This is a genomic window from Bacillus sp. YH3-2-B2 (genome assembly GCF_053663335.1).
Genome location: NZ_JBSJQE010000002.1, coordinates 86464 through 112667, shown reverse-complemented (window position 1 = coordinate 112667; position 26204 = coordinate 86464). Strand labels below are relative to the sequence as shown.

26 protein-coding genes and 1 riboswitch are annotated in these 26204 nt (G+C 42.4%); of the genes, 4 read left to right on the top strand and 22 right to left on the bottom strand.

Going from position 1 to position 26204, the window contains the following annotated elements:
- Window positions 1-136 precede the first annotated feature (136 nt).
- Window positions 137-217: riboswitch (glycine riboswitch) on the bottom strand.
- Window positions 218-515: 298 nt separating this feature from the next.
- Window positions 516-2441, top strand: coding sequence for a fructose-1,6-bisphosphatase (gene fbp / locus ACWJJX_RS05490; protein WP_454021351.1), 1926 nt, complete (start codon window positions 516-518; stop codon window positions 2439-2441).
- A gap of 52 nt (window positions 2442-2493) precedes the next feature.
- Here fbp and ACWJJX_RS05485 read toward each other — a convergent pair whose 3' ends face one another.
- From ACWJJX_RS05485 to ACWJJX_RS05460, 6 genes are all read right to left on the bottom strand, one after another.
- The gene (locus tag ACWJJX_RS05485; RefSeq protein WP_070082639.1) at window positions 2494-2958 is read right to left on the bottom strand and encodes a (2Fe-2S)-binding protein; all 465 of its coding nucleotides are present in this window, start codon (window positions 2956-2958) and stop codon (window positions 2494-2496) included.
- Entirely contained in the window at window positions 2951-3793 is an 843-nt protein-coding gene (locus ACWJJX_RS05480; RefSeq protein ID WP_454022806.1) for an FAD binding domain-containing protein, read from the bottom strand. Before ACWJJX_RS05480 ends, ACWJJX_RS05485 begins: the two co-directional genes overlap by 8 nt.
- Complete coding sequence (locus ACWJJX_RS05475) at window positions 3780-6110, bottom strand: xanthine dehydrogenase family protein molybdopterin-binding subunit (RefSeq protein WP_454022805.1); 2331 nt, start codon at window positions 6108-6110, stop codon at window positions 3780-3782. The genes ACWJJX_RS05480 and ACWJJX_RS05475 overlap by 14 nt, the downstream gene beginning before the upstream one ends.
- Before the next feature lie 5 nt (window positions 6111-6115).
- A complete protein-coding gene (locus ACWJJX_RS05470) occupies window positions 6116-6736 on the bottom strand; it encodes an NTP transferase domain-containing protein (protein WP_454022804.1) in 621 nt (206 codons plus the stop codon).
- Window positions 6733-7749 (bottom strand): XdhC family protein, encoded by a 1017-nt coding sequence (locus ACWJJX_RS05465; RefSeq protein ID WP_454022803.1) that lies wholly within the window; start codon window positions 7747-7749, stop codon window positions 6733-6735. The genes ACWJJX_RS05470 and ACWJJX_RS05465 overlap by 4 nt, the downstream gene beginning before the upstream one ends.
- Before the next feature lie 69 nt (window positions 7750-7818).
- Window positions 7819-8835 carry an FUSC family protein gene (locus ACWJJX_RS05460; protein WP_454022802.1) on the bottom strand — a complete coding sequence of 339 codons (1017 nt, stop codon included), beginning with the start codon at window positions 8833-8835 and terminating at the stop codon, window positions 7819-7821.
- Window positions 8836-9151: 316 nt separating this feature from the next.
- Here ACWJJX_RS05460 and ACWJJX_RS05455 point away from each other — a divergent pair, with 316 nt between their 5' ends.
- Entirely contained in the window at window positions 9152-9706 is a 555-nt protein-coding gene (locus ACWJJX_RS05455) for a Pathogenicity island protein (RefSeq protein WP_229154641.1), read from the top strand.
- Window positions 9707-9764: 58 nt separating this feature from the next.
- On the top strand, window positions 9765-9926 hold the full coding sequence (locus ACWJJX_RS05450) for a hypothetical protein (RefSeq protein WP_004393168.1): 162 nt from the start codon (window positions 9765-9767) through the stop codon (window positions 9924-9926).
- 677 nt (window positions 9927-10603) lie between these two features.
- Here the strand turns inward: ACWJJX_RS05450 and ACWJJX_RS05445 are convergent.
- The 10 genes from ACWJJX_RS05445 to ACWJJX_RS05400 form a co-directional block, all read right to left on the bottom strand.
- Complete coding sequence (locus tag ACWJJX_RS05445) at window positions 10604-11701, bottom strand: RES family NAD+ phosphorylase (protein WP_202735193.1); 1098 nt, start codon at window positions 11699-11701, stop codon at window positions 10604-10606.
- Between the two features lie 10 nt (window positions 11702-11711).
- Window positions 11712-12653 carry a sce7725 family protein gene (locus ACWJJX_RS05440; RefSeq protein ID WP_266138733.1) on the bottom strand — a complete coding sequence of 314 codons (942 nt, stop codon included), beginning with the start codon at window positions 12651-12653 and terminating at the stop codon, window positions 11712-11714.
- Window positions 12654-12669: 16 nt separating this feature from the next.
- On the bottom strand, window positions 12670-13467 hold the full coding sequence (locus ACWJJX_RS05435; RefSeq protein ID WP_202735195.1) for a sce7726 family protein: 798 nt from the start codon (window positions 13465-13467) through the stop codon (window positions 12670-12672).
- Between the two features lie 151 nt (window positions 13468-13618).
- Window positions 13619-15118, bottom strand: a complete 1500-nt coding sequence (locus ACWJJX_RS05430) for an ATP-binding protein (RefSeq protein WP_202735196.1) — start codon at window positions 15116-15118, stop codon at window positions 13619-13621.
- Window positions 15119-15223: 105 nt separating this feature from the next.
- Entirely contained in the window at window positions 15224-15703 is a 480-nt protein-coding gene (rlmH, locus tag ACWJJX_RS05425; RefSeq protein WP_013354196.1) for a 23S rRNA (pseudouridine(1915)-N(3))-methyltransferase RlmH, read from the bottom strand.
- 80 nt (window positions 15704-15783) lie between these two features.
- A complete protein-coding gene (locus ACWJJX_RS05420) occupies window positions 15784-15954 on the bottom strand; it encodes a CxxH/CxxC protein (protein ID WP_004393147.1) in 171 nt (56 codons plus the stop codon).
- Between the two features lie 153 nt (window positions 15955-16107).
- On the bottom strand, window positions 16108-16278 hold the full coding sequence (locus ACWJJX_RS05415; RefSeq protein ID WP_236837206.1) for a hypothetical protein: 171 nt from the start codon (window positions 16276-16278) through the stop codon (window positions 16108-16110).
- A gap of 287 nt (window positions 16279-16565) precedes the next feature.
- Entirely contained in the window at window positions 16566-17261 is a 696-nt protein-coding gene (locus ACWJJX_RS05410) for a hypothetical protein (protein WP_052586950.1), read from the bottom strand.
- 105 nt (window positions 17262-17366) lie between these two features.
- A complete protein-coding gene (locus ACWJJX_RS05405) occupies window positions 17367-18548 on the bottom strand; it encodes a hypothetical protein (protein WP_369614507.1) in 1182 nt (393 codons plus the stop codon).
- A 10-nt stretch (window positions 18549-18558) separates the two neighbouring features.
- Window positions 18559-19308 carry a YiiX/YebB-like N1pC/P60 family cysteine hydrolase gene (locus tag ACWJJX_RS05400; RefSeq protein ID WP_015240940.1) on the bottom strand — a complete coding sequence of 250 codons (750 nt, stop codon included), beginning with the start codon at window positions 19306-19308 and terminating at the stop codon, window positions 18559-18561.
- A gap of 181 nt (window positions 19309-19489) precedes the next feature.
- Here ACWJJX_RS05400 and ACWJJX_RS05395 point away from each other — a divergent pair, with 181 nt between their 5' ends.
- Complete coding sequence (locus ACWJJX_RS05395) at window positions 19490-20470, top strand: aldo/keto reductase (protein WP_454022801.1); 981 nt, start codon at window positions 19490-19492, stop codon at window positions 20468-20470.
- Between the two features lie 29 nt (window positions 20471-20499).
- Here the strand turns inward: ACWJJX_RS05395 and ACWJJX_RS05390 are convergent, their stop codons facing one another.
- The 6 genes from ACWJJX_RS05390 to ACWJJX_RS05365 form a co-directional block, all read right to left on the bottom strand.
- Entirely contained in the window at window positions 20500-20973 is a 474-nt protein-coding gene (locus ACWJJX_RS05390) for a GNAT family N-acetyltransferase (protein ID WP_017418509.1), read from the bottom strand.
- 37 nt (window positions 20974-21010) lie between these two features.
- A complete protein-coding gene (locus tag ACWJJX_RS05385; RefSeq protein ID WP_007407881.1) occupies window positions 21011-21145 on the bottom strand; it encodes a hypothetical protein in 135 nt (44 codons plus the stop codon).
- A complete protein-coding gene (locus ACWJJX_RS05380; RefSeq protein WP_024086023.1) occupies window positions 21132-22247 on the bottom strand; it encodes a response regulator aspartate phosphatase in 1116 nt (371 codons plus the stop codon). The genes ACWJJX_RS05385 and ACWJJX_RS05380 overlap by 14 nt, the downstream gene beginning before the upstream one ends.
- A 130-nt stretch (window positions 22248-22377) precedes the next feature.
- Window positions 22378-23268: an arginase gene (rocF, locus tag ACWJJX_RS05375; protein WP_007407883.1), complete on the bottom strand. Its 891-nt coding sequence runs from the start codon at window positions 23266-23268 to the stop codon at window positions 22378-22380.
- 73 nt (window positions 23269-23341) lie between these two features.
- Window positions 23342-24742 carry an amino acid permease gene (locus ACWJJX_RS05370; protein WP_017418506.1) on the bottom strand — a complete coding sequence of 467 codons (1401 nt, stop codon included), beginning with the start codon at window positions 24740-24742 and terminating at the stop codon, window positions 23342-23344.
- A 223-nt stretch (window positions 24743-24965) separates the two neighbouring features.
- Window positions 24966-26171 carry an ornithine--oxo-acid transaminase gene (locus ACWJJX_RS05365; RefSeq protein ID WP_025650081.1) on the bottom strand — a complete coding sequence of 402 codons (1206 nt, stop codon included), beginning with the start codon at window positions 26169-26171 and terminating at the stop codon, window positions 24966-24968.
- Window positions 26172-26204: the final 33 nt, after the last annotated feature.

Below are 26204 nucleotides of genomic sequence, written 5' to 3'. Positions count from 1 at the left end.
CTCCTTACCTCTCTAGTGAACGACGAGCAAAAAAAGCCAATAAAAAAAGAGATTGGATGCCCTCCAATCTCATGGTCATAAGAATATCAAATTATATTTGCGCCGCTGACAATCAACAGCATGACAAATACATATTCGGTACTCTTCTGTCCTTTTGCCTGAGATTGTGAACCCTTCGGCGCCGCGGAAAACCCGCGGTCTCTCCAGAAGCCGCTCCTGCTGTAGTGCGACCCACAGCAATCATAGCCTGCTACGTATTAAGTTTCCGATAGAAATAACTATCAGCTAACTTTTTATTTTAATGGAAGTTGAATTCATTGTCAATAGGGGGATGTGCTCACGGCGTTATCCCGGTCCAATTTTCGATGCCTGAAGCGCCGTATTTTCCGTTTTCATTGTCTCAAAAAGGCGTTATGCGGTACTATCATATAAGGTCTAATGATGTAAACATTATGTCACACTTTAAATTCGCCTTACCATACAATTGCTCGTAAATAAAAAGGGGATGGACGAGATTGGAAACCAAATATTTAGATCTGCTCGCACAAAAATACGATTGTGAAGAAAAAGTGGTCACGGAAATCATTAATCTGAAAGCGATACTGAACCTGCCGAAAGGAACCGAGCATTTCGTCAGTGATCTGCACGGGGAGTATCAGGCATTCCAGCACGTGCTGCGGAACGGTTCAGGAAGAGTAAAAGAGAAGATCCGCGATATTTTCAGCGGCGTCATTTACGATAGAGAAATTGATGAACTGGCGGCTTTGGTCTATTACCCGGAAGACAAACTGAAGCTGATCAAACATAACTTTGATACGAAAGAGGCATTAAACGAGTGGTATAAAGAAACGATTCATCGGATGATTAAGCTCGTTTCTTATTGTTCTTCCAAGTACACCCGCTCCAAATTGCGCAAAGCACTGCCCGCCCAATTTGCTTATATTTCCGAAGAGCTGCTGTACAAAACAGAACAAGCCGCCAACAAGGAACAATACTACTCCGAAATCATAGAACAGATCATTGCGCTCGGCCAGGCCGATAAGCTGATCACCGGTCTTGCCTACAGCACGCAGCGATTGGTGGTCGACCATCTGCATGTTGTCGGCGATATTTACGACCGCGGACCGCAGCCGGATAAAATCATGGAAGAACTGATCAACTATCATTCAGTGGATATTCAATGGGGGAATCATGATGTTCTCTGGATAGGCGCTTATTCCGGCTCAAAAGTATGCCTGGCAAATATTATCCGCATCTGTGCCCGCTATGACAATCTGGATATTATTGAAGACGTTTACGGCATCAATCTGAGACCGCTATTGAACCTTGCCGAAAAATATTACGATGATAACCCGGCTTTCCGCCCGAAAGCGGACGAAAACAGACCGGAAGATGAGATTAAACAAATCACAAAAATTCATCAGGCGATCGCGATGATCCAATTCAAGCTTGAGAGCCCGATTATTAAGAGACGGCCGAACTTTAATATGGAAGAACGGCTGTTACTGGAAAAGATTGATTATGACCGCAATGAAATCACGCTGAACGGAAAAACATATCAACTGGAAAACACCTGCTTTGCGACGGTGAATCCTAAACAGCCTGACGAGCTGCTAGAAGAAGAAGCAGAAGTCATGGACAAGCTGCTGTTTTCTGTCCAGCACTCCGAAAAGCTGGGCCGCCATATGAATTTTATGATGAAAAAAGGCAGCCTGTATCTGAAATATAACGGCAACCTGTTGATTCACGGCTGTATTCCCGTCGATGAAAACGGCAGCATGGAAACGATGATGATAGAGGATAAAGCTTATGCGGGCCGTGAGCTGCTCGATGTATTTGAACGGTTCTTACGTGAAGCGTTTGCCCATCCGGAAGAAACCGATGATCTGGCGACAGATATGACGTGGTACTTATGGACAGGCGAATACTCCTCCCTCTTCGGAAAACGGGCCATGACAACCTTTGAGAGGTATTTCATTAAAGAGAAGGAAACGCATAAAGAAAAGAAAAACCCGTATTACTATTTGCGTGAAGACGAGGCAACCTGCCGAAACATCCTGAAGGAATTCGGCCTCAATCCGGATCACGGCCATATCATCAACGGCCATACACCGGTAAAAGAAATCGAAGGCGAAGATCCGATCAAGGCAAACGGAAAAATGATCGTCATCGACGGCGGCTTCTCCAAAGCCTACCAATCCACAACAGGCATCGCCGGCTACACGCTCTTATACAACTCCTACGGCATGCAGCTCGTCGCCCATAAACACTTTAACTCCAAGGCCGAAGTGCTGAACACCGGAACCGACGTCTTAACAGTGAAACGATTAGTCGACAAAGAGCTGGAGCGAAAGAAAGTGAAAGAAACAAACGTCGGTGAAGAACTGCTGAAAGAAGTGGCGATTTTGGAGAAACTGCGGGAGTATCGGTATATGAAGTGAAGAATATGGAGTTCAGAGATGATTCTCTGGGCTCTTTTTTTACGGTTGCGAACTAAGAAGTCCCTTTCCCTGTATGTAAAACGGATTTAACCGCTTCTTCAATCTCCCTGTAACCCGTACATCTGCAAATATTGGACTCCAGCCAATTTTTTATCGTGTCATCACTTGCATTCGGCTCAGTATTCACTAAAGCATGACAATTCATGAGAAAACCCGGTGTGCAATAACCGCATTGAAACGCGAATTTTTCAATAAAAGCCTTTTGAATCGGCGTATTGATCAGTCCTTCAATTGTCGTAATGTCCTTTCCTTCCCCTTCTGCCGCAAGCATTAAGCAAGACTTCATCGGCACCCCGTCCATTAACACCGTACAGGCGCCGCAATCCCCATTTAAGCAGCCCGGTTTTGCACCAGTTAATCCGAGACGAAGACGAAGAGCAAATAACAAAGTATCAGCCGGTCTGACCGTCATCTGTCTTTCCTCGCCATTTACTTTCAACGTAATAGGATCAGACATTTGGACCTCCTTCTAATTCCTGTAAGGCATCTAAAATTGTATGTTGCAAGACAAATATTCGGTATTCACTTGAGCCTTCCGCATCATCAAGAACGGGTTTGGGTACATACTGTAAAGACCTGCGCGCTCTATCTTCTAATGAATAACTTTGATCATTAAGCACAGCCTCCATTTCAGCAGAACGAAACGGAAATGGACATACGCCGCTGAAGGCCATTCTGATCTCATCATCTTTTTTCAGCGCACAGACTGTCACCAATGGATATCCGACATTCCACTGCTGTCTTCTTTTGATACTGACAAACGGCAGGTCAACATACGCTCGATCGACAACGATATGAAATAAAAAATCACCTTTTTGCAATTGTATTTCCTTGTTAAATACTTTATTTATGGGACGGTAATGAATCCCCGCTCTCCCTGCAATCCCTAGCAAACTATCAGAAATCAGCAACGGCAGCACGGCCTCACGGTAATAGATGCCCCCGCAAATGTTTCCGCCCAGGCTGATCTTATTTCGAGTCGTCCGATCCGCAATTTCACTTACCGTTTTACTTAAAAGCGGAAATGGATTTTCTTCCTCCAGTTTCGTTAATGACACGCCCGCTCCGATCACCAGATAACGTTCATAAAAACGGATGGCGTGAAATTCCGGAAGCGCGTTCATATCTATCACCGCATCCGTATAGATGATATTCAGCCTTCCTAACGTGATAATTTCCGTGCCGCCGGAATAATACATTGGTGTTTTCTTTTCGGCCGCAAGCGAGTGAAACAGGCGGGTTGTTTCTTGAATGGTCTTCGGTTTAAAATAGTCGAAATCAAACGGTATCATCTTTCCACCCCTCTTGCGTTCTCCATAGTTGTTCGGGAATGAGAGGAAGTTGATTCAATTGGACACCTAAAGCGGCGGACAGGCAATTTCCCAATGCGGCCGGCATCCCCAACAGTCCGTGTTCCCCGCCGCCGCGCGCTCCATAAGGCGCAATCTCATGCGGGGTTTCAACAAATTCAATGATATATTCAGGCTGCTCTCCATAGTGAAGGGGGCGGTATGTTCTAAGCTGAGGATTTAATACTCTGCCATACGGATCAAATACAAAGGTTTCTCTTCCTCCAAATGCGATTCCCATACTCATCCCCCCCATCACTTGACCCCTTGCCGCTTTTTCATTCAGTACAGTTCCTATATCCACAACAGAATAGGCTTTTGTAATTCGATACGTATAATCCCGTTTATCCAACTCAACTTCAATTCCCTGAGCACCGACAGCCCACTCGGGTCCCGGCTTTCCTCTTCCCGTTTCCCGGTCTAAATTCGTCATCCGGGTTAATGTGTAATTGCCGCTCGCAATGATTTGGCCGCCAATGGTATTTCCATTCGGAAATGTATATCCGTAAGCAATGTCTTTTATGTCAACATGTACAGAAGGATGATCTATAAAATAAACCTTTCCGTCGGCCACTTCCAATTCCTCGACAGGAACCCGCAACACACATGATGCCGCGTCCTTCAGCTTTCGAATGGCTTCTTCCGCTGCATTCAGTACGGCTCTTCCGGCCATTAACGTCCCTCTGCTCCCCACGGTTTTCCAATGCTCGGGAGTTGTTTGTGTGTCCACAAGCATTTTTACGTGAATTTGACTGATATCCATTTTCATTCGTTCCGCTAAGATTTGGGCTAGCACTGTTTTTGTCCCTGTTCCAATTTCCACTACCCCTGACATCAAATTAATGCTTCCATCAGGATTAAAGGTTAAAATCACCCCGGATGTTGCATTTGTATCAAATGTTGAGGTTTTCCAAATGCAGCTGATTCCCTTCGCCCGTATCTTCCGGCCGTCGATTTCAATTCGCTGTCCCTCGTCCCAATTCATTAATTCCTTCAATCTTTCAATACATTTCGGTACATTTCCGACCGTGCTTGAATTGAGAAGAACTTGAGTCGGTGTGGTGTCACCGGGGCGAATGGCATTTTTATAGCGAAGTTCTAACGGGTCCATGTTCAGCTTTTCCGCCAATACATCCATCGTCCGCTCAAAGGCAAATAACACTTCAGCATGGCTGTAGCCTCTGAATGCACTGGGATATGGATGATTCGTATACATACAATATGAATCACACGATATATGGTCGATAGCGTACGGACCCGTACAATCAACCACCGCAGCCCGGCTGATGTCCACTCCTTTATCAGAGTATGCTCCGCCATCAAATAAAAGCTGAATGTCTGCCGCCTTTAAAATTCCATCCTTTGTGGCCCCTAATTTGACAATGGCATCCAATCCTATGTGACCAGGAGATGTGATCATATCCTCTTCTCTCGTATTAAATAATTTGACGGGCCGGCCTCCGACTGCTTTTGATGCCAAATAGGCAATGACCTCTAACTGAACGGCTGCTTTTCCCCCGTACGCCCCTCCTACTAAAGGGGTTTTGACGATAACCTTTCCGGGTTCAATCCCAAAGTACCACTGCATTAATTTTTTAATGGCAAAAGGAGCTTGAGAGGATGTGGTAATGATAATCTCCTCATCTGCCCGAATTTCAGCGATCGAGCATCTTGTCTCCATCGCAGCGTGATCAGAAGGGTTAAAGGAAATCTGGAAGTCTGCTGTCACATCACTTTCCCTAAACCCGTCTTCAATATTTCCTTTTCTAACCTTATCCAGGTTTGCGATATTTGTCTTCGGAACCGGGAATACACCTTTTGTCTTCTCATAGCGGTCCGCATGTTCATGGACGAGCGGCGCATCCTTTTGGAAAGCCTCACGGGGGGAATTGACGACGGGAAGAGGTTTATAGGATACTTTGATGGCATCCGCGGCCTTTTTAGCTGTAATCGGATTTTCCGCAACAACAACAGCAACCGGCTCACCATGGTACCTGACCCTTTTATAAGCAATCGGCGATCTGTCTTTAATTTCTTCACCTGCAAGCGGAAAAGGTTCATCCCCCAATATCGCTCTCACGCCGGGAATCTTCCAAGCTTCTGAAAAGTCCATCAACACAATATCGGCATGAGCATATGGACTGGTCAGCATTTTTGCGTGCAACGTCCCTGTTTCTTGAAAATCATCCGTATATTTCGCTTTACCCGTCACTTTTTCAAGGGCCTCTTTCCGAATGATACTCTTCCCGATATACTCCAACTCATTCACTCCCCGAATTTATTCAGCAGCAGCCTATAATCTTCAACTGTATCGACGTCATAAAAAAGCAAAGGGTCTTGAAAGCTGATCATTTTTCCCATATTGATCATACTTTCACGGATGACATGCCGGGCGCCCCGATCTCCCTTTAACTGATGCAATACCGGAAAACATTGATTGGAGAATAAAATGGGGGGCATAGGAAGATGCTGATTTTCAGCGGCGATAAATGAATAACGGCGCTCTTTTTGATAGGAATCAATTAACGTATTGATGATATCTGCGGTGACAAACGGCTGATCTGCAAGGAGAATGATAACGGCGTCAGCCTCGTACGCTGCCGCTTTTTTTACACCGCATTGTATAGAATGGCCTTGGCCCTTACCCGCCTGCTCACATTCTGCCTGGCTCCACTTGTTTGACATAGGGGATAAAAAGAAAACATCCGAAAGCCAATGCAGTGAATCTCCCTTTCTCGTAATAACGAAAATATGATCTAATTCAGATAACAAGGCATGTTTAAGCGTCATACTTCCGAGGGAGACGCCATTGAGAACTAAACTTCGCTTATCCGTCCCCATGCGTCTGCTTGTACCGGCTGCCAGGTAAATGGCTGCTGTTTTCATAAGCGGGACCTTTGTTTTCGCATTTCTTTAATCAGCTCGCCGACGATACTTACAGCAATCTCTTCAGGGCCTTGTGCCCCGATGGGAAGGCCGATAGGAGAATGAATATCTGCCGGAATCTCTGCCCCGCCTAACAGCCGCTCCGTGCGCCTTCTGGGGCCTAAAACGCCTTTATAAAACACATTTTCGTTTTTTATTGTATGTAAAATGATCTGATCTTTTTGAAAGCTGTGCGTCATAATGACAACAAAATCCCTTTTTGTCATGCTCAGGCCTTCCATGACTTCTTCCGGCGCTCCCGTTATCAAATGGCCGGCTTCAGGAAAATGGCCGTGATGACATAAGGCGGGACGCCAGTCAATCACCGTCACATGAAAGCCCGCACGAGCCGCCAACGAAACTAACGGCCTCGCATCTTCTCCTGCTCCGAAGACGTATAAACAAGGTTTTGGCACCATCTGATGGATAAAAAACAAATCAGATGTATGTTCATCCCTTTTGATTCCCTTTTCCGTCTGTCTCAGTTGTTGAATACACCCCGGTTCCATCACATCCCCGGTTCCAAACACGCTGCCGTCTTCAGCGATATACAGATCTTCCTTCGGCTCTAACGTTTCAGTGAATCGTTTCAGTCGGGTCACAGACTTTTTTTCATCTAAGCATGTCTTGACTGTCATCAGATGTCGTTCCAATTCCTCTTTTACAGGCTCAAGCAACACCGTCAAAACACCATTACAGCCAACGCCCTGTCCCCAGGATAAATCGTCTTCCGCACTCATATCAAAGCGGACAATCAACGGCTCTCCCGCAGACCAGACCTGCTCTGCCCTTTCAACGAGATCTTCTTCCAGACAACCGGCGGATAACATGCCGACTCTTGTTTTATCCCCTAAAATCAACATCGAAGCCCCTTCTTTCTTATAAGCGGACCCCTCTGTTTTAATGATGGTAGCCAGTACCTTAGCTTTCTTAGAATTAGCGATGACATCCAAAATCCGGTGTATATCATCCATCTCATGTCCCCCGCTTTTACCTGATCATATCTGCATCTGTATATCCGTATTCTTTTTTTCCAGAAAACATTACAAACGCTTCAGCAATTTCTTCGTTTCTAAAAAAAAAGAGTCTTTATAGACCCTATGACCGGGCGGCGGGTGCGACAGCATGTCGGAGCGGAGAGATTCCAATAACACGTTCTGTTCCTTCTGTTTCCGATTGTCTGTTTCACCCTGCTGTATGCCTTTAAAACCCGAAAAGTATTCACTTAACACTTGTAAATCATTCCCCAGCTCCCTTTTATCACTTGAAGATAAAGCTCCTTCTTTTTCCCATTCTTTTAACGTTTTCACTATATTTGACAGATACTCAAATCCGGCGTTCAACTTTTGCATCTCTATTTGATAGCTTGAAATGATATTTTTATGTTTTTTTCTGACGGGGTTGAATTTTAAGCTGTCAGAGGCTGTTTGCAGCATCTCTTTTGCCGTATGCAGCTCCTGCAGAAGATGGTTCATTTTATATTCCATAAGGTTCCCTTTTCCTTGTCCCCACTCTGATTGCACCCATTTGGAAAGGTCTGAAAGTGCGTCGGAAAGCTGACGGGCCAATGTTTGAAAAGAGTCCGCTGCCTTTTTTGTGTAGTCCGGCGGAAACAGGAACATGTGAATCAGAATCGCGATGATGACGCCGATCACCGTATCGATGATTCGGTCGAATGCATAATCTTTAGAGTTTCGTTCAAACGTAAAGACCAATAAAATGGTGAGCGCTACCTGATGTAAAACCGTTACATCTATTCGCAACCACTTCGCAATGTAAGTACCGCCTAATAGGAACAGCCCCAGCATCCAGCCATTCATTGGCAAGTGACTGACAAGAAAGGACGTTAGCATGATCCCAATCGCAGTTCCCGCAATACGATGAAAAGAAAAACGAATCGACTGATCTATCGTTGGCTGCAAACATAAGATAACAGACAGAGGCGCTAAATAGGGATGATCAGAGCCCGCCAGTTTTGCCGCTTCCCAAGCAACCGCAGAGGCAATCGCCATCTTCCAAACCAAAGATGTTTTGTTTTGAATTTTTTCACTTTTCATCATGTCCCCCTCCTTTCAGAAACCTTTTCCACTAGGTTTCCGTGACGGAGAGGGATTTATACTGTTGTATGGGAAATGCGGAAAAAGCTGTTGTTTGCAATAAAAGGTGCTTCTCTGAGCTCTTCTTTACAGTTTCTATCCTCCTTGATAACTTCGCATCAGATATGAACCCTGCTCTCCTATGACTTTCGAAGGGAAACATACAAACCTTGTTGGTTAATGTGATGAAATTGGGTGAATTTTTTATCATTTTATATGGTAAGGGTTTAACAAGCAGAATGCCTTTGTTAGTATGGCAACCAAAGGAGGAGGATCAATTATGCAAAGCAAAATGAAGCTAGCCGCAGTGAAACTGGCAGCCTTGGTATTCCTAGCAGGTGCCTTTGCCCTCCCGGTTTTACCCCATGCTGCGGCTGCCGCAGAATCCCAAGCTACATACAAAGTTGAAAACCTCAACGACAGTGAGCTGAAGATGACGTTCAATCATGCAGATGTTCATATTGACGCTAAAGGCAATGCAATCCTAAAAGACAACATAACGGGTGAGGAGCAGGCTCTTCCGAAAAGCTCTGCTGACAAAAATGGTGACCCCGTTAAACTGAAATACGAAAAAATCAAAAATGGCGTTTTAGTTAAAGTCGTGAACAAAGACTCTGGAAAAACGAGCGGTTCTATCAGCACCCAATCAGTCGGGAAATGTATTCTAGGTACTGGCGGCGGTGCGGTAACTGGCGGCGGCACACTGGGTCTTGCCGGAGCTGCTGTGGGAACAGTCACAATACCCGGCATCGGAACAGTAGGAGCGGGTGCCGTCGGAGCAATTACGGGCGCTGTTGGCGGTGCAATGACAGGAGCTGCCGCATCTTGCTTTTAACCATGAAGAAAAAGGGGCCCGCGCCCCTTTCTTTTACTAACTATGGAAGGTGGTCGACATGTACAAAATCATCATCCCTTCAATACTAGCCATCTTCATTCTCTGGATACTCTTACAGATTTCACTGGAGATAAGCATCGTTAAGAATCCATTGAATTATTTTATCGTATTCATTGTCTTCTTTCTCTTTATAAAGATGGTGAAAGAGAAGCAACAGTAGGTTGCTTTCAATAGCTGTGGGAAACCAGATTTGTATTGGAATCTGGTTTTTTTGTGTTTTATTCACTATATAATAAATACCTTGATCAAAGACGCCAAGAAAAACCAAACCCTGAACTATTTTTGTCAAACTGGCTTAATACACAAATGGTTAAAATATGCTTCAAAAATCCTATTAAACAAAGCCATGATGGCGAATAAAGTAATGTTTCTCATTTCAATCTTTATCAATACGGGAAGGATGGAGAATTAATGATTGTTTTTTCTAATTGTTTCTGTAAGAGGAGGTAGGTTAGATAATGAGTAAACCGAAGTATTTAATGCTAGATCTGTACTGTTGAAAATGCATATAAAAAATTTTCGCTCTATCAAATTAGTAATCATTTGATTAAGTAAATGCTTCGAGAGAGAACTTTACACAAAGATGTTATGTCAGTAACTGTAGTTTATATTAACATTCTTTAAATATTTAGAATAAAAGATTAATCACTATAGCAAATTAAAACAACAGTATTGTACAGAGTAAGCATAATTTTAATTGATTTTTCTGCAATTAAAATAAAACAAAAGTCGTTACTCTGACTGATTGTCGTTTGGCGACTTTTTAGGTAGGTTTATTTATATAGTGATTTTTCCAAATGTAGTTGATCTTTAATGAAACTTAAAATTTCCTTTGGGCTAAGAACACGGTACATGGTTATAATTTAAAGATTGTATTGTGCGTTGTTCAACATTAGTGCAATTTAATGTATCTGGATCAAATATCATTAAATTATAACCAGTATTACTTAATGTACTATCAAAAACAATACCATCGTAATTGTACTCATCTGATTCAGTTTCACTTAAACTCTTAATATAATCAACAATATATTGAGTCGGTAAATAGTCTAACTTACTATCTCCACTTCTTACAGGTTTAGATATATCTTTACTCATTTCGTTGAATATTTCCAGATTAATAGCGAACCTTGTGGGGTCATTAAATTCAAATACATCTAAACCTTTTAGCAATCTAAAATCTATCACTTTTAGTTTTTCCCTAATAGGAAATCTCCCAATATAAATTGTGTCACTTAGACGAGGCCTAATTTCACTTACAACTGTATTTGTATCACTCCCAAGATATAAATGACTTATCCCTTCGGAGTTAGCGCGTCCTGATGTTGCATATTTTGGAGGAGGGGCTCCCATGTCTTCTTTCCTTAACTCTTGCTCATTGGAAACTCTTGCCCTAAAAAACAAATCATCCTCTATAGTTGATGTAATTTTTTTCAAATAATCTTTTAATATTTCTTTATTTATATGGTTTGCATGGAACCTATTTTCATGTTTTATATAGTCAACAAATTCCTTCCATGAGGATCCTTTCAACACAGAGTTCTCATTAAGGTAATTCTCATTCATCCATTCTACGATTCCTACTTGGTTATTTATAAACGGGATTTTATCGGCATATTTTTCTTTTAGAAGCGTTTCTAAAAAAAAGTAAATTTGATTTCCATTAAGCCTATTAAAAATTTTCCACTTTTTCTCAAATTCATCCTTTATACTGATTAACCTATAAGGGGGGTACCCATCGGAAATCAAATCAGAACCTAACTTAAAAATATTAAGAATATTATTGAAGAGCTCCCCTAATCCGTCATCTTTTTTTAAGTTATAAACATGAACATGATTACTGTTACAAAAATCACAGTTCCCTATATTAGCATAACTTATTACAATACTTTTGATCTCTTTAGAAATAAAACACTTCTCACAACAATTCACCATTCCCTTCCTCCTAGTCTAGTAAATTTCCTATTAGCTCCAAGTGATGCATAATTGATAACTTTTTTAAAGTAGGAAGACCAGGGTATGTACCATTATTATAATGATCTGTAAAACATTTCATAGCTAAAGTGTTCATTCTCTGATCACTTGAGTAAGATCGGTACCATTTTATTAATTTTTCTAGTGCTTCAGAGAACTTCCCTGCCGGGTCACTAATATCTTTATTAGAATTTGAAACAAAATGTTTTATTTCTAAGTGATTATCAGAATTTGGATAAACCACATGAATAGCAACTGCGTACGGGGCAAAACCACTTTCATTGTACTCTTGACCAACTATAGAATAATCAGAAAATCCAATATAACCTTCATCATTAAAATAAAGATGTTCTTCCGAAAAAACTTCATAATCACCTTCTAATTTTAGATAGTCTGAATTTCTCGGTAATTTATTAAATGGATCGGTTAAACCTACTAGACGTTGACCATTTAGTTGTCTTCTGAAAGAAGTATCTGAAGGAATGACATTTATCCAAGGTTTTGAATCATCAAAAATCTCTTTATAAAATCTCAGATTTTTCTTTTCAGAATGAATTATTGTTAAATCTTTTAAAGTAACATTGAATTCTTGTATGAGAGTCTTTAATTCAGAAGGGGAGTTTTTACTTATATGATGTCCGATCCTTACACATTTTTTTTGCATTATTTCAGAATACTGTTGATAAGTACTAGGTAAAGATAATTCTCCATTTAGTGACCCCACTTTAGGATTAGAAATCAAAATTAAGTCACTTTCATTTTCTTCAAATATACCTATTGTTGATAAAAGAGTGGAGTTTAATTTGATTGGTTCGATTATAGGTATTATTTTTTTACTTAAACGATCCTCACCCTTTAATTCCCTAAGAGCTAATAAGTCATATTGTCTCCCTCTAATAAATGGAAAGTACATAAATTATCCCCCTAAACTATTTTAGTCTTGCATATATTTCATTTAATTCCCTATCCGTGAAATTACTTCTATATACAATCCACCTAATAGGTATAGGCAATCTCATAAATTTTTCTTTATCATTTATATCCATCCTTTCCCTCAATTTAATAAAAACTAATTTTTGCGCTTCTTCAACATCTATATTTTTAAATAATTCTAAACAATTTTTGAAGTAATGTACAGGCTTTACCTGGGGTAAATGTCCAAATTTAGAAATTAATAATTCTTCATATTCTTTTTTCCTCAATAACTTAAATAAACTTTCGTGGTTTAAATTACTACAATCTTTGGTGGCATGTTTTTTTAAACTAAGATTAACTTTTTTTGTAAGAACTATAATGCCAACCGAAGATTTGAATTCCTTTATATATCTATATACAGGATAGTAGTTTTTTTCTGAAGTAACTACATATACTTCACTAAACACATTGTAATAATTATCTAATTGGTCTTTAAGCCTATCAAGATTATCAAGATCAGTTTTAATCTCATACACTGTACCTTTTTGATGATTTATTATTGCTAAATCAGCTTTTGAACTTTCTATGACAATTTCACTTAATGCAGCAGTAGTACTCAGACTGTATTTACCCAAAACATACTTATTGAACAATGTGCTTTTAAAAAAAAATTCATTTCTATATTCTTTTTCTAATATGTTGTAATTTTTTGATAGCTCATTTTTAAATAACTCAGGATTGAAGTTATTGTTAAAAATAAAATCTTTTAAGTTTTTTTTGCTGAAAAATTTGTTCAGATACATATAATTCATACTAATCACACTTTCTAACGGCTAGGCATTTTAAGTATTTCACTTTAAACAAATTAGTACAAATAATGTATTAAGTAAAGAATAATTTTCGGTGGCTTTTTTTCATCTCTTTCCCAATATGATTTTCCATAATAATCTATAGATTGAAGAGTTAATCCTCATTTATTTTTTGTATATTATGTTGTATAGCGTAGATTAATTTAGGATCACTCACTTCATACCTTTTAAATTTACCATTTATCCTATCGATATCTTTAATCAAAGCATAGTTTTTCATTGCTTGAATATAAGTATTTGCTTTTTCATTAGATACCTTGAACACACTTACTATATCCTTAACTTCAAACTGAATTTTACCCATTCTTAATATTCTATTTACAACTTTTTTAATGTAATTTTGGGTATGAGGTTTTCCTGGATGTAACGAGTGATAATCAAAATAACGAATAAAAGTTTCAATTCCTCTTGATACACTTTCTTTCGAAAATACAGCTACATTTGTATTTTCTTTGCTCTGTTCGTCATAAATTCGGGAAAATAACACTATTAAATGTCTTGGTGATTTATTAGATAGCTCTAACAATTCATTAATTTGCGTTACATCTTCAAATAAATTATCTATTAGAACTTTACCATTTGAAAAATGACTAATTCTTTTATTTAAAATTTCTCTCAACTGTTCCTTAGTCCAATTTATATCTTGTGGTTTAAATTTATCATATCTACCACCAGACGCGTTCAACTCTCCTTTAACCTTATTCCAAATCAAAAACACAAAAGAAATTCCTTTCATTTGCAAAAGGTCTGTATCAACAACTAACCCTTGTATAAAGTCAGAAATTTTGTTGACATTACCTTGTAATCTAGAAAATTCATCAATTTTATCAAAAAATATAACCGAATTTTTGAATCCACTATTTTTTACTATTTGAAAAAAGTCTTTTAGCATTCTCTTTAAATCTTCATATTTAAAGTTACTCAAATCCTTTTGACTTTTTGTTACCTTGACGGTTTGTATTTCTGGTACATAACTTCTATAAATATCATCGGCCGGGCTTGTTGACAGACCAAGTGATTTGCTTATTGTTGTACTTGCAATGTCCGAGATTCCTGATATAGCTATATTTGTTGGCTTTAAAAGAAATGTATTAAAAATATTTTTAATGAAATTTTTTGTTTTATATCGAGTAGCTTTATTATATATCTCTTCATATTCAGAAGTACTTAAAGAAGTGAAAAAATATTCAATAAAAAAAGAAAGTTTCTCTTTTTCATGTTTATTTAGATTTTTTAATAAATGCCTATTTTTCTCAAGTCCTATACTATATAACGTAACACTTCGTCGTAATACTTCTTTTATTAAATCTGCATTATTGTTTATCAAAGCAATTCCATCATAACTTTCATTATTCACAACAAAATACTGATTTGTTTCAAGTTCATCTTTTAAACTATATACTAAAGCTGTTTTTCCAATCCCTCTTTCGCCATAAATAAACCTACTATTTCCATCTTTAATATCTCCATATAGCGCAGAAAAATAATTCGGTTTATTAAATATTTTCTTCAAATATTCTTCCTCTTCTTCTGCTGAATATCTAGAAAATGGATGAGATAAAAAACCCATGTTACTATATAGCTCATTTACCATTTGTGTTCCACCATTCTACAGTATAATATTATTTCCCATTAATGGTTAAATATATATAGTTTAACACATGTGTTAAACTATTTCATTTGACAATCAAAACCATTCTCACTTATGATAAGGCTCCCCACGATTAATCCGAAACGCCCGATAAATTTGCTCCACTAAAATCAGACGCATGAGCTGATGAGGAAATGTCATTTTTGAGAATGACAGTTTGTCGTCTGCGCGCTTCATGACGGCGTCGCTTAGGCCGAGTGAGCCGCCGATGACGAAGGTGATTTTGCTTTTTCCATAAGTCGCCAGCTTATCTATTGTATCGGCCAGTTCTTCGGATGTTTTCATTTTTCCTTCGATGGCGAGGGCGATGACGTGGGTGTCCGGGCTGATTTTGGCCAGGATGCGTTCGCCTTCTTTGTCTTTGACGATTTTCATGTCTTGGTCGCTCAGGTTTTCCGGAGCTTTTTCGTCCGGGAGTTCGATGATGTCGATTTTTGCGTAGGCTGAGAGTCGTTTTTTGTATTCTTCAATGCCTTGCTTAAGGTATTTTTCTTTTAGTTTTCCGATTGTCACAATATTGATATTCACAGGTCATCCCCACTTTAGAAACAAGTTATTCATATATATTGTCCACAATTGTGGATATCTTTTCTGTATTTTGTGTAGGATCATTCGTTCCCTACTAGATATGTTGCAGTGTCCCCACATAATTCACAGGCTGTGGATAAACTGTTAGTATGTTCGATTTTTCTGATTTCGGGCGGAAGCTCATGATCATCTATGTACATGTCCAGCACGGTTTCGATATGTTCTTCACAAGAATAATAAGCGGTTTTCATCGTTACGTCCTCCGGTTTTCTTTTGCACGCGGCAATTGTTCTCTTTTCAATATAACCTATTTATACACATGTTAGTAGTGCTTCGGGCTGAGTTTTATCCACAATTCGGCAAATCACGCGCAAAAAGAGCCGGTGTTTTCAGCATCCGGCTCTTTACGTGTTTTCTCTTTTTTCTAAGCGAAGGACGAACAGAATTCCTAATAGACACGCCAGCAGCGTACAGCATACATCAATCCAGTCCGGCTTTCCGCCGTTTAAAAAAGAGTTGGTTATCACGGAAACCAGGAGAATGGTTACGGCCACCGCGGCAAGCTTTTTCTTCATCGGCTCCCTCCTAAATTCCTCTATCTCTATGTTCGGTCGGCTTTTTTCTTGTTATATAGCCTTATCAAGAGGGTCACAACGATATATACAATCATAATCAATGCCCCGTTACTCACATCAGGGTATCCAATCAACATATTCATTATGACAAAAACAATGGTTATACAAATGACGGACAACAATAAGAAGATACTGAATGATTTCATATGAACACCTTCTTTCTTGCAGTAACGTTTCATTATAAAAAGCTTACCAAAAGCGGCAAGCTCTTTTCAAATCTGCATATTTCAACCAAAGAATTGTTCACAAATTTCTTTAGCACCTGCTTCGCCAACTCCATTTTCAATTGCTAAACATAAGGGCGAGCACACTACTGCGCCGACAGCACCTCCGACAGCCATACAAGCACCTGCGCAAGCAATACTAGATCCCAGCCCCAGCATTTTTGTGACTAAATCGTTACAGGACTCCAATTTTGATTTTGTCGGAGATGCTTTTTTGACAGAGTTCAATAAAGCATTATTCCCCTTGCCTTTTAATCCATCTTGATTAAAATCTTCATTAATAATTTCTTTATCTCCAACTCTTAATTTGAAGTTTCCTTCTTTTTTTTCTTTGTCCCATTTTCCTTTACCCTCTACTGATAAAACGATTTGCTCAGTGTTTAAATTAATATACCTCTGCGCAAATGAATGATTTTGTTGATCTTCATAATGAACCAATGCAATCTTATGATCTTTATTATTTAAAACAGTAACAAAGACTTCTGTTTTATCCATATCCAAATCATCTCTGTCTTTGACGATATCCAAAGCTTTTTGTCTGTCTTTTTTACTTCCTTCAGACTTAATCGTTTTATCACAGACAGGGCATGTGATTTCATCTTTTATTGTCTTTGTACTAATAGCTTCTGTCACACCTGAAAAACTGAACATAAAAACAAAAATAACTACTCCCACAAACCATTTGAAACGTTTTTTCACTATATATCCTCCTTTTATTCAGTCTACTACTCTATATCCTCAAACGATTACAAGTAAACCAATAAAAGGTTTTTTTGTTTATATAATCCAAAGTTTGTGTTTTCATTATGATGACTGCTTTTCCTTCTCAAACCCATCCATCACCTGCACATCATACAGCTTGAGATGGCTTTTCGGCGTGACGATGTTTTTTAAGTTTGGGATGGTCAGGTCGTTCAGTTTTTTGCCCGTTTTCAGGTCGAAGGATTCGATTTTGGCGGGCTTTTTGTAGCTGTACGTGAACAGATACAGCTTTCCGTTTTGATGGGTCAGTTCTTTGAAGTCGGCCTTCATTCCTGATGCGGGGAGGGTGAAGGCCTTTTTGCTTTTTCCGGTCTCAGGGTTGATGCGGTAGACGGTTCCGAAGCCGTCAACGAAATAGAAGCTGCGATGCTCCATGAAAAAGCTTTTTTTGAAGCTGAACGGCATGGAGTCATAGATCGTCTGTTCGTCATTTTTATAAGCGGCGATGTCATACGTTTTGATGGCGCCGCTGTTTTTCATGACTTTCACCATTTGATAGATGTGATCGGCTTTTTCTCCTCTGGTAACAAAGCAGACGGCGCTGTCGTCCGCGGCGAGCTGGGATTCGACAGACGTGCCTTCTTTATACGTCCATGTCGCGATTGATGTTGTATGGAGCTTTTCTTTATCGGCTTGAATGTCTTGGACGTGATAGCCTTTTTCGTCATCTGTCGGCGTGAGTGCGAAAAGATGATCTTTAAAAAAGCCTGAAGCGCGGATATAGTGCGGGATGACGTTTTGCTTCCACCTGCCGTCCATCTGGCGGTACAGCTCTGAGCGATAGCTGCCGCCGCTCTTGTCGTAGCCCGAATTATACAGCGTGTAAAAGCCTTTCATCCGTTCGATATATCCCGCGCTGTCTCCCGTATGCTGGTACGCTCTTTTATACGTGTGAAGGCCGTCCTGAACGGTGTAGATTCCTTTTTTGTCCTCCAGCAGGACGCTTTCGTCATGCACTTTGGCCGATCCGAGCTCAAGCCCCTTCATTTGATAAGAAGAGAGCCGTCCTTTTTCATCGGCGAAGAGGGCATAGCTTTTTCCGCCGCCGAACGTATCTTGGTCAGCGGCAGTGGAGAAATACAGCAGCGCCTCTTTATCTTTCAGAAAATCAGGGTCATTTAATGTGTCTCTCGCAACCTCCGCAGGATCTTCCGTGCGGAAAAAGAAGAAGCATAAGACCGCGGCGGCGATGATCACTAAGGGTATCCAAATGATTTTTTTCACGTTGTTTTCCTTAGTGAATGGTCAGAATCGTGGTTGTGTAGGACGAGCTTGTGATGTCGCGCGGGTATACGCCTAAGCCGCCGTTAGAATCGATATCAATCCCGGCTTTTAAGAGGAATGCCGACCACAGCAATTTTGAGCAGTTTTTGGCGCCTTCATGGCCCGTATTTCTGTTATTGACGAAGTTGAAGGAGTACTCATCACCCACTCTTGATACAGCCCAGTCAGCGGCGGCTTGCTTTTGAGCATCGGTAACTTTCACGGTCTGTACGATTGAATTGTCTTCGACTTCTCTGCCGTTATAAGCAATCTGGCGGACGCCGTCTCCCGGCACGGATTCGACAATTTTATCAGCGGATGAATACATGCCGACATGCCCGTGGTTGTAATAAGCCGTGTATGAGTTCGTGTAATAAATATTGCCTTTTGTGCTTTTCGGAAGTTTTTTGGTTCCTGACGATCCGCCCATTGCAGAGAGTCCTTCTTTGGAAGCGATTACATTTCCTTGCACCTTGTCTGCCGTGATTTCTTGATGAAACTGCTTGAGAATTGCTTCTGTTGAAACGTGCTTCTGTTTGGCAAGCTCTTTGGCGGATTGGAGAACGTCTTGAGGAGTCGTGCCCTGCTGAAGGTCTGCGATTTCTTTTGCGTAGCGGGCTGTTTCTGTTTCTTTCGCTTTTACATTCAAACCGGAGAATGACAGAACCATGGTGAATGACAGGGCAAACGGGAGGACGGCTTTGAACAGCTTTTTACACATTGACTTCGCCTCTTTTCTTTAAGGTTAATTTTTCCACATTTTCATTATATGACGGAATTGCGATAAAAAAATATACAATTTACAGATTTTTAAAAATTTTATAACAATATGTAAATCATATACATAAATCATTTTCAAATATCAGGAAATCTGGTTATCATACAAGAAAGGGGGAGGACATATGAAGGACAGAACGATCGGTTCGATGCGGGTTTCCGCAATGGGGTTAGGGTGCATGGGCATGTCGGAATACTATGGCAGCCAGAGTGAGGAAGAGTCGATCTCCACACTGCATCATGCCGTTCATCTCGGCGTGAATTTGTTTGATACGGCTGATCAATATGGATTGGGTGCGAATGAAGAACTTGTCGGCAGAGCGCTCGCCCCATTCAGAAAGGAGCTGTGCCTCGCGACGAAATTCGGTTATGTCCGAAGCGAAAAGGGTGAGTTTATCGAAATTAACGGACGGCCCGATTATGTGAAAAAAGCGTGTGATGCCAGTCTGAAACGCCTTGGGACGGATTATATCGACCTTTATTATCTGCACCGGGTTGATCCGCGGGTGCCGATTGAAGAAACTGTCGGCGCCATGAAGGAGCTGATTGACGAAGGAAAAGTGAGGTATATCGGATTATCAGAGGCTTCCGCAGAAACGATCAGGCGCGCCGTCCGCATTCACCCGATTGCCGCGCTTCAATCGGAATATTCTTTATGGAGCAGGGAAGCAGAGGAGCATGTGCTGCCCGCCTGCCGTGAGCTCGGCATCTCATTTGTGCCTTACAGTCCGCTCGGCAGAGGTTTTCTTTCCGGAAAGATGACGTCGACAGATCAGCTGGATGCCGATGATTACAGAAGAAGAACGCCGAGATTCCAGGAAGACAATTTGGCGGTGAATATAGGGCTCGTCCAAAAACTTACCGCCATTGCCCGGGAAATGAATATCACCGCGCCTCAGCTTGCGCTCGCATGGGTTCTCGCAAACGGCGATGACCTCATTCCGATTCCGGGTACAAAAAAGAAACACTACTTGGAAGAGAACCTCGCCGCTCTCGACATTGTGCTTCCGGAGGATGTGAAGGCGCGGTTGGATGAGATGTTTCCGATCGGCACGGCGGCCGGCGAGCGTTACCCGGAACAAATGATGACATTGTTAGATGAATAACAAAAGAGGCCCATCGTGCGGGCCTCTTTTCATGACAGCTTTTTGCTCATGATGACATCCGTCTCCAGAAATCCCGTCTTCTCATACAGCTTCCGCGCCGTTTCGTTATGAGCGAACACATGGAGAGAAATCTTGCGGACACCCAGGTCTTTGGCTTTGTCCTCCAGCCTTGCGAGCGCCTCTTTTGCATAGCCTTTGCCGCGGAAAGGCGGATGAAGGCCGAAATCATAAATAAATGCGTCCTGCTGCGGGTTGTCCGGATCGGCGTGCAGCCACAGCCAGCCGGCATTTTCCTTTCCGTCCAATGTCAGCGTCCATAAATAGTGATCGGCCGTCTCCAAGCCGTCAGGAAGCAGGTCTTCAAACGCCAGTTCCGCTAATTCCGGCGCTTCGTCAGGCAGCCACGTTCCCGCTTTTACCTTTTCTTCAGCGTAATGCTTGGTTGAATGAGCGAGATAGGACTGAAATTCTTGTCCTGTCATCGGCTGCAGCGTGATAGCCATTGAATCACTCCTTACACGAAAGCGGTATCATGAAGTATTATCCGAAGGCTCCGTTTTCCGCCGGTTTTATGATTTGTTCGGCTTGTGCCGTTGAACCAGTTTGCGCAAATAATCCAATCGAAATGAGACTTGCCAAGGCTGCTGAGAGTACAATGAATTTACATGTTTTCATTACGAATCCCCTCCGTTAATCTCAAAATTTGGTCATTGGCATCAATTGATTCCTGAAAATACTTCGCCGCCGGTTTGTATTTCTCCTGTTTTTTAAAATGCGCCGCGGCCTGATACGACAAATCGGAAACGTCACTCCACAGCTCTTTCCTTCTTAACTCGGCGAAAGCTGATTCAAGCGCTTCTTCATTGCGGTCAATAAAGACATGCTGTAAGATGCGCAGCTTTTGAGTGTATACGGGCTCGTTTTTTTCTTCAGCGGCATTCAGCGCTTTATGCAGCCAAAACCGGCCCTCATCCGTCTTTTCCTGCTTCAATAACACTCTGGCCAGCATGTAGAGACTCCGCACCGAATACGCTGATCGCAAATGCTCCTTTTGATCAAGAGCCGTTTCAAACTCGACCCGCGCCTCCTCCAGTTTTTCCTGTCTTTCATAGCAAATGCCTGCGTTAAAGTGGGCGAGCGCCTCAATATGCGGATCGCCCGCTTTGGCGGCTTGATGAACCGCCGTCTGCAGGAGCTCTTCGGCTTTCTGATAGTGAAACAAGTCCATTCTGTTACAGCCGATCACCATTAAACACTGTGCTTCTCTGACCGCGTACATTTCATTGGCTTTGTAGATCTCCAACGCTTTTTCCGCGTGGTTCATCGCAAAGTAGTTTTGGCGGATTTCATAGTAGGCAATCGCCACTTGATAATTAAACTCGGCTCTTTCAATCTCATTCGGTATGTGCCGGAGCCTGCTTTCAGCAATCCGGTAAAAATTAATGGCGTTCATAAACCGTTTACGGTAAAACTCGTGCATTCCGGAAAAGAAATAATAATAGTATTGAATCATCTGGTCTGTTTTTTCTTTATCGGCGTTCAGCTGGATCGTTTTTAAAATGCCGTCTGTTTTCTCATACTCTTCCATCAAAAGCTTATAGCGGGAATCAATTAAATTAAAATAAAGGAGCACCGTTTGATTTTGTGTCATATTTTGCAGATCCGTAAGCAGTTGTTCTCTTAACGCCTCAGCCGATTCGGTGTTGTGCTTTTTGATTTCCTCATACCAGTCACTGATTTTTTTCGCAACTGTTTCGTGGGCCATCACTTCAGCCATCTGTCAGGACACCTCCCTTTCCCATTTTGTGTAATAAATATATCATATTTACAGGTCCGAAAAGAGGGTGGCAGCCCGCTAGTTTCCTCGTGGCAACAAAAAAACCTCCGCAAGTGCGGAGGCGCATATTTTATAATAGTTTTTTTCCTAACAAAGATTCTACCAGCTCGACCGCTGTTTTGCCGGTTTTGTTTTTGTGATCGAGGATCGGGTTGACTTCGACAAATTCAGCTGAAGTGATGATGTCGGCATCATACAGCATTTCCATTGCCAAGTGGCTTTCACGGTAGCTGATGCCGCCGACGACAGGCGTGCCTACGCCGGGTGCGTCGCTCGGATCAAGGCCGTCTAGATCAAGACTGAGGTGAACGCCGTCACAGTCTGACAGGTAGTCAATGGTTTCTTCAATGACCTTTGTCATGCCGAGGCGGTCAATCTCATGCATCGTATAGACTTTCATGCCTGTTTCCTTAATGTATTCACGCTCGCCTTCATCAAGCGATCTCGCGCCGATGATGACGACGTTCTCCGGCTTGATTTTCGGGGCATACCCGCCCAGATTCACCAGCGTGTCGTGCCCGACGCCGAGGCTGACGGCCAGCGGCATTCCGTGAATATTGCCTGACGGCGATGTTTCCAGGGTGTTTAAGTCGCCATGCGCGTCGTACCAGATGACGCCGAGCTGTTTATAGTGCTTTGCCGTTCCTGTCAGCGTTCCGATCGCGATGCTGTGATCGCCGCCCAAGACGAGAGGGAACCGCTCATTCTCAATGACGCTGTCCACCTTTTGGGCGAGCTGCTCGTTCCCTGAGAGCACAGAGTTCAAATTTTTCAGCTCTTCATCATTTTTGAGTTTTTCACGATTGACGGGGATGTCGCCTAAGTCTTCCACCGCATACCCCATGTCAGATAACCGTTCAATGAGATGCGCGTAGCGGATGGCGCTCGGGCCCATGTCCACTCCGCGTCGTGCTTGTCCTAAATCCATCGGCATTCCAATAACTGAGATATTCTTGTTCATCCGTTTTTCCACCTCAACATGTTGTATGTTGTCCTGTGCGGGTTTCTCAAAGATGACTTGGACACGAAAAGATTTAAAGCTCTATCTGTTTTTCTGACTGCTTATGCTTTTTTACATACAGATGATAGACGATAACGCACACCGCCATGAACGGGATGCCGCAATAAAGGGCGAGCCGCTGTTCTGAATCAAATGCGAGGCTGATCAGAACGACCGTGTTTAACGTCAGCCCGATAATAGGCAGCACCGGGTACAGCGGTGTTTTAAACTTCAGGTCTTCCACTTTGCCGCCTTCGCGGATATATTTCCGTCTGAACATCAGCTGTGACAGGGAAATCGTAATCCAGCCGACCTGCGCGCTTAGTCCGGCTAATGATAAGAGAAACATATAAACGGTTTCCGGCGCTGCCACTTTAGACAGCAGGGACAGGCAGGCGACGGCCAGCGTCACGATCAAAGCGTTCATCGGCACGCCGCGTTTAGTTGTTTTGCCGAGCGATTTAAAGGCTTGTCCTTCGTTCGCCATGGCATATAAGATACGCGTCGATGCAAACAGGCCTGAGTTGGCCACTGAGAGCAGCGCAATTAAGATAACAAAGTTCATAATATCGGCCGCATATGGAATACCGATTTGTTCAAACACCACGACAAACGGGCTTTCGACCACTCCCGCCTGCTTCCACGGAATCATGCCGGCAATGACGATGATGGAGAGAACGAAAAAGACAAGCGTTCTCCATACCGTCTGCCGGATAGAGCGCGGAATCGTTTTCTCGGGATTTTCACTTTCTCCCGCGGCAACCCCGATCAGCTCCGTTCCCTGGAACGCGAAGTTTACGGTAATCATCGTAATAAGCATAGCCTTAATGCCGTTCGGAAACAATCCATCCTCATAAAAATGAGAGAAGAAAGGAGCCTGCTCGCCGTGTTTCATGTCGATCAGGCCGAACATGGCCGCGCCGCCCAAAATAATAAACAGCAGAATGACTACAATTTTAATGCCGGAAAACCAAAATTCCGACTCAGCGAACGCTTTTGTGGTAATCGCGTTCAAAAGAAACATCAGTCCGACAAACACGAGGCACCACACCCATACGGGAACATGCGGAAACCAGCGGAGCATCAATTGTCCCGCAGATAAAAACTCAATGGCGCATGTCACCGCCCAGCCGAGCCAGTACAGCCAGCCGAATGCGAAACCGAAAGCGGGGCTGATGAATTTGGTTGCGTACGTCTGAAACGACCCTGATACGGGAAGGGCAACCGCAAGCTCGCCTAAGCAGAGCATTGTCAAAAACATAATAAAACCGCCGACCAGATAAGACAGAACCGCGCCCAGCGGTCCCGCCTGGTTAATTGTAAATCCGGTACTCAGGAAAAACCCGGTGCCGATCACTCCGCCTAATGAAATCATAAACAAATGGCGCGATTTCATTGTGCGCTGAAGCTGATTCTCTTTTTGATTTGTATTCACTATTCTGCACCCCTTCAGCAACTTGTATTGGAACCAAGCCGGTGCTTTGAAACCGATTTGCTGTCCAAAGAGCCTCTATTTGTATATGAATGTTATATGAAATTCATTTTCGTACATAAAGATACATTATACTAAAATACTGTCTCCGCGCAAATAGAGTGTGCTGAATTTTTTATTTGTAAATTCCATACAAGCCGAGGGAAAGCATTGCCGCATCAAGGTTTTACGCGTTTTGAAGCACGTTTGTGATCTTTTGGACCGCCCAGTCCAAGTCTTCCTTGGAAATCATTAACGGCGGTGCAAAACGGATCACGGTATCATGTGTTTCTTTGCATAAAAGCCCTTCGCCTTTCAGCTTTTCACAGTACGGGCGGGCCGCTTCTGTCAGTTCAACACCGATAAACAGGCCGCGTCCGCGCACGTCTTTTATGATCGGGTTATCAATTTTCTCAAGCTCTTCTTTAAAATAACGGCCAAGCTGAAGGGAACGCTCTGCCAGCCCTTCTTCCTCAAGGACTTCAAGAGATGCGAGCGATACCGCGCAAGCGAGCGGGTTTCCGCCGAATGTCGAGCCGTGGGAACCCGGGTTAAACACGCCGAGAATGTCACGGTTCGCCGCGATGCACGAAATCGGGAAGACGCCCCCGCCGAGCGCTTTGCCTAAGATAAACATATCCGGTACGATATTTTCCCAGTCAACCGCGAATGTTTTCCCTGTGCGGCCGAGTCCCGTCTGAATTTCATCAGCGATCAGAAGCACATTTTCTTCCTTACAAATAGCGGCCGCTTCTTGTAAAAATCCTTCCGGCGGAATGACGATGCCCGCTTCTCCCTGAATCGGTTCGAATAAGAAAGCGGCTGTGTTCGGCGTGATCGCCCGGCGCAGCGCTTCCGCGTCTCCGTATGGAATTAATTTTATACCCGGAAGCATAGGTCCGAAACCGCGTTTATACTCATCTTCTGAAGAAAGGGATACCGCAAGCATCGTTCTGCCGTGGAAGTTGCCGATACACGCAATGATTTCCGCCTGGTTATCGGCTACTCCTTTGACCTCATATGCCCAGCGTCTCGCCGCTTTGACAGCGGATTCAACGGCTTCCGCTCCCGTATTCATCGGCAGAATCATATCTTTTCCGGTCAGCTTGGCTGTTTTCTCATAAAACGGGCCGAGCTGATCGTTATGGAACGCGCGTGACGTCAGAGTGATTTTATCCGCCTGATCCTTCAGCGCCTGAATGATCTTCGGATGTCTGTGCCCCTGGTTCACCGCAGAATAAGCACTCAGCATATCCATATATTGATTGCCTTCAGGGTCTTTTACCCATACACCCTGCGCTTCGGAAATAACAATCGGCAGAGGATGATAATTGTTCGCGCCGTAATGTGAAGTTTGGCTGATAATTTCTTGAGATTTTGTGAAAGCTGACATAATCTGATTCCCCCTTGTTTTGTAATCATTCAA

Bases quoted from the DNA above. Each gene is read 5' to 3' on its own strand.
- ACWJJX_RS05415 (WP_236837206.1), bottom strand. From the start codon at position 16,278: ATGAAGAAAAAGCTTGCCGCGGTGGCCGTAACCATTCTCCTGGTTTCC.
- ACWJJX_RS05430 (WP_202735196.1), bottom strand. From the start codon at position 15,118: ATGGTAAATGAGCTATATAGTAACATGGGTTTTTTATCTCATCCATTT.
- ACWJJX_RS05395 (WP_454022801.1), top strand. From the start codon at position 19,490: ATGAAGGACAGAACGATCGGTTCGATGCGGGTTTCCGCAATGGGGTTA.
- ACWJJX_RS05460 (WP_454022802.1), bottom strand. From the start codon at position 8,835: ATGATGAAAAGTGAAAAAATTCAAAACAAAACATCTTTGGTTTGGAAG.
- ACWJJX_RS05485 (WP_070082639.1), bottom strand. From the start codon at position 2,958: ATGTCTGATCCTATTACGTTGAAAGTAAATGGCGAGGAAAGACAGATG.
- ACWJJX_RS05470 (WP_454022804.1), bottom strand. From the start codon at position 6,736: ATGAAAACAGCAGCCATTTACCTGGCAGCCGGTACAAGCAGACGCATG.
- ACWJJX_RS05445 (WP_202735193.1), bottom strand. From the start codon at position 11,701: ATGGTGAATTGTTGTGAGAAGTGTTTTATTTCTAAAGAGATCAAAAGT.
- ACWJJX_RS05465 (WP_454022803.1), bottom strand. From the start codon at position 7,749: ATGGATGATATACACCGGATTTTGGATGTCATCGCTAATTCTAAGAAA.
- ACWJJX_RS05400 (WP_015240940.1), bottom strand. From the start codon at position 19,308: ATGTGTAAAAAGCTGTTCAAAGCCGTCCTCCCGTTTGCCCTGTCATTC.
- ACWJJX_RS05390 (WP_017418509.1), bottom strand. From the start codon at position 20,973: ATGGCTATCACGCTGCAGCCGATGACAGGACAAGAATTTCAGTCCTAT.
- ACWJJX_RS05440 (WP_266138733.1), bottom strand. From the start codon at position 12,653: ATGTACTTTCCATTTATTAGAGGGAGACAATATGACTTATTAGCTCTT.
- ACWJJX_RS05480 (WP_454022806.1), bottom strand. From the start codon at position 3,793: ATGATACCGTTTGATTTCGACTATTTTAAACCGAAGACCATTCAAGAA.
- rocF (WP_007407883.1), bottom strand. From the start codon at position 23,268: ATGAACAAGAATATCTCAGTTATTGGAATGCCGATGGATTTAGGACAA.
- ACWJJX_RS05385 (WP_007407881.1), bottom strand. From the start codon at position 21,145: ATGAAAACATGTAAATTCATTGTACTCTCAGCAGCCTTGGCAAGTCTC.
- ACWJJX_RS05455 (WP_229154641.1), top strand. From the start codon at position 9,152: ATGCAAAGCAAAATGAAGCTAGCCGCAGTGAAACTGGCAGCCTTGGTA.
- ACWJJX_RS05420 (WP_004393147.1), bottom strand. From the start codon at position 15,954: ATGAAAACCGCTTATTATTCTTGTGAAGAACATATCGAAACCGTGCTG.
- ACWJJX_RS05365 (WP_025650081.1), bottom strand. From the start codon at position 26,171: ATGTCAGCTTTCACAAAATCTCAAGAAATTATCAGCCAAACTTCACAT.
- ACWJJX_RS05435 (WP_202735195.1), bottom strand. From the start codon at position 13,467: ATGAATTATATGTATCTGAACAAATTTTTCAGCAAAAAAAACTTAAAA.
- ACWJJX_RS05380 (WP_024086023.1), bottom strand. From the start codon at position 22,247: ATGGCTGAAGTGATGGCCCACGAAACAGTTGCGAAAAAAATCAGTGAC.
- ACWJJX_RS05450 (WP_004393168.1), top strand. From the start codon at position 9,765: ATGTACAAAATCATCATCCCTTCAATACTAGCCATCTTCATTCTCTGG.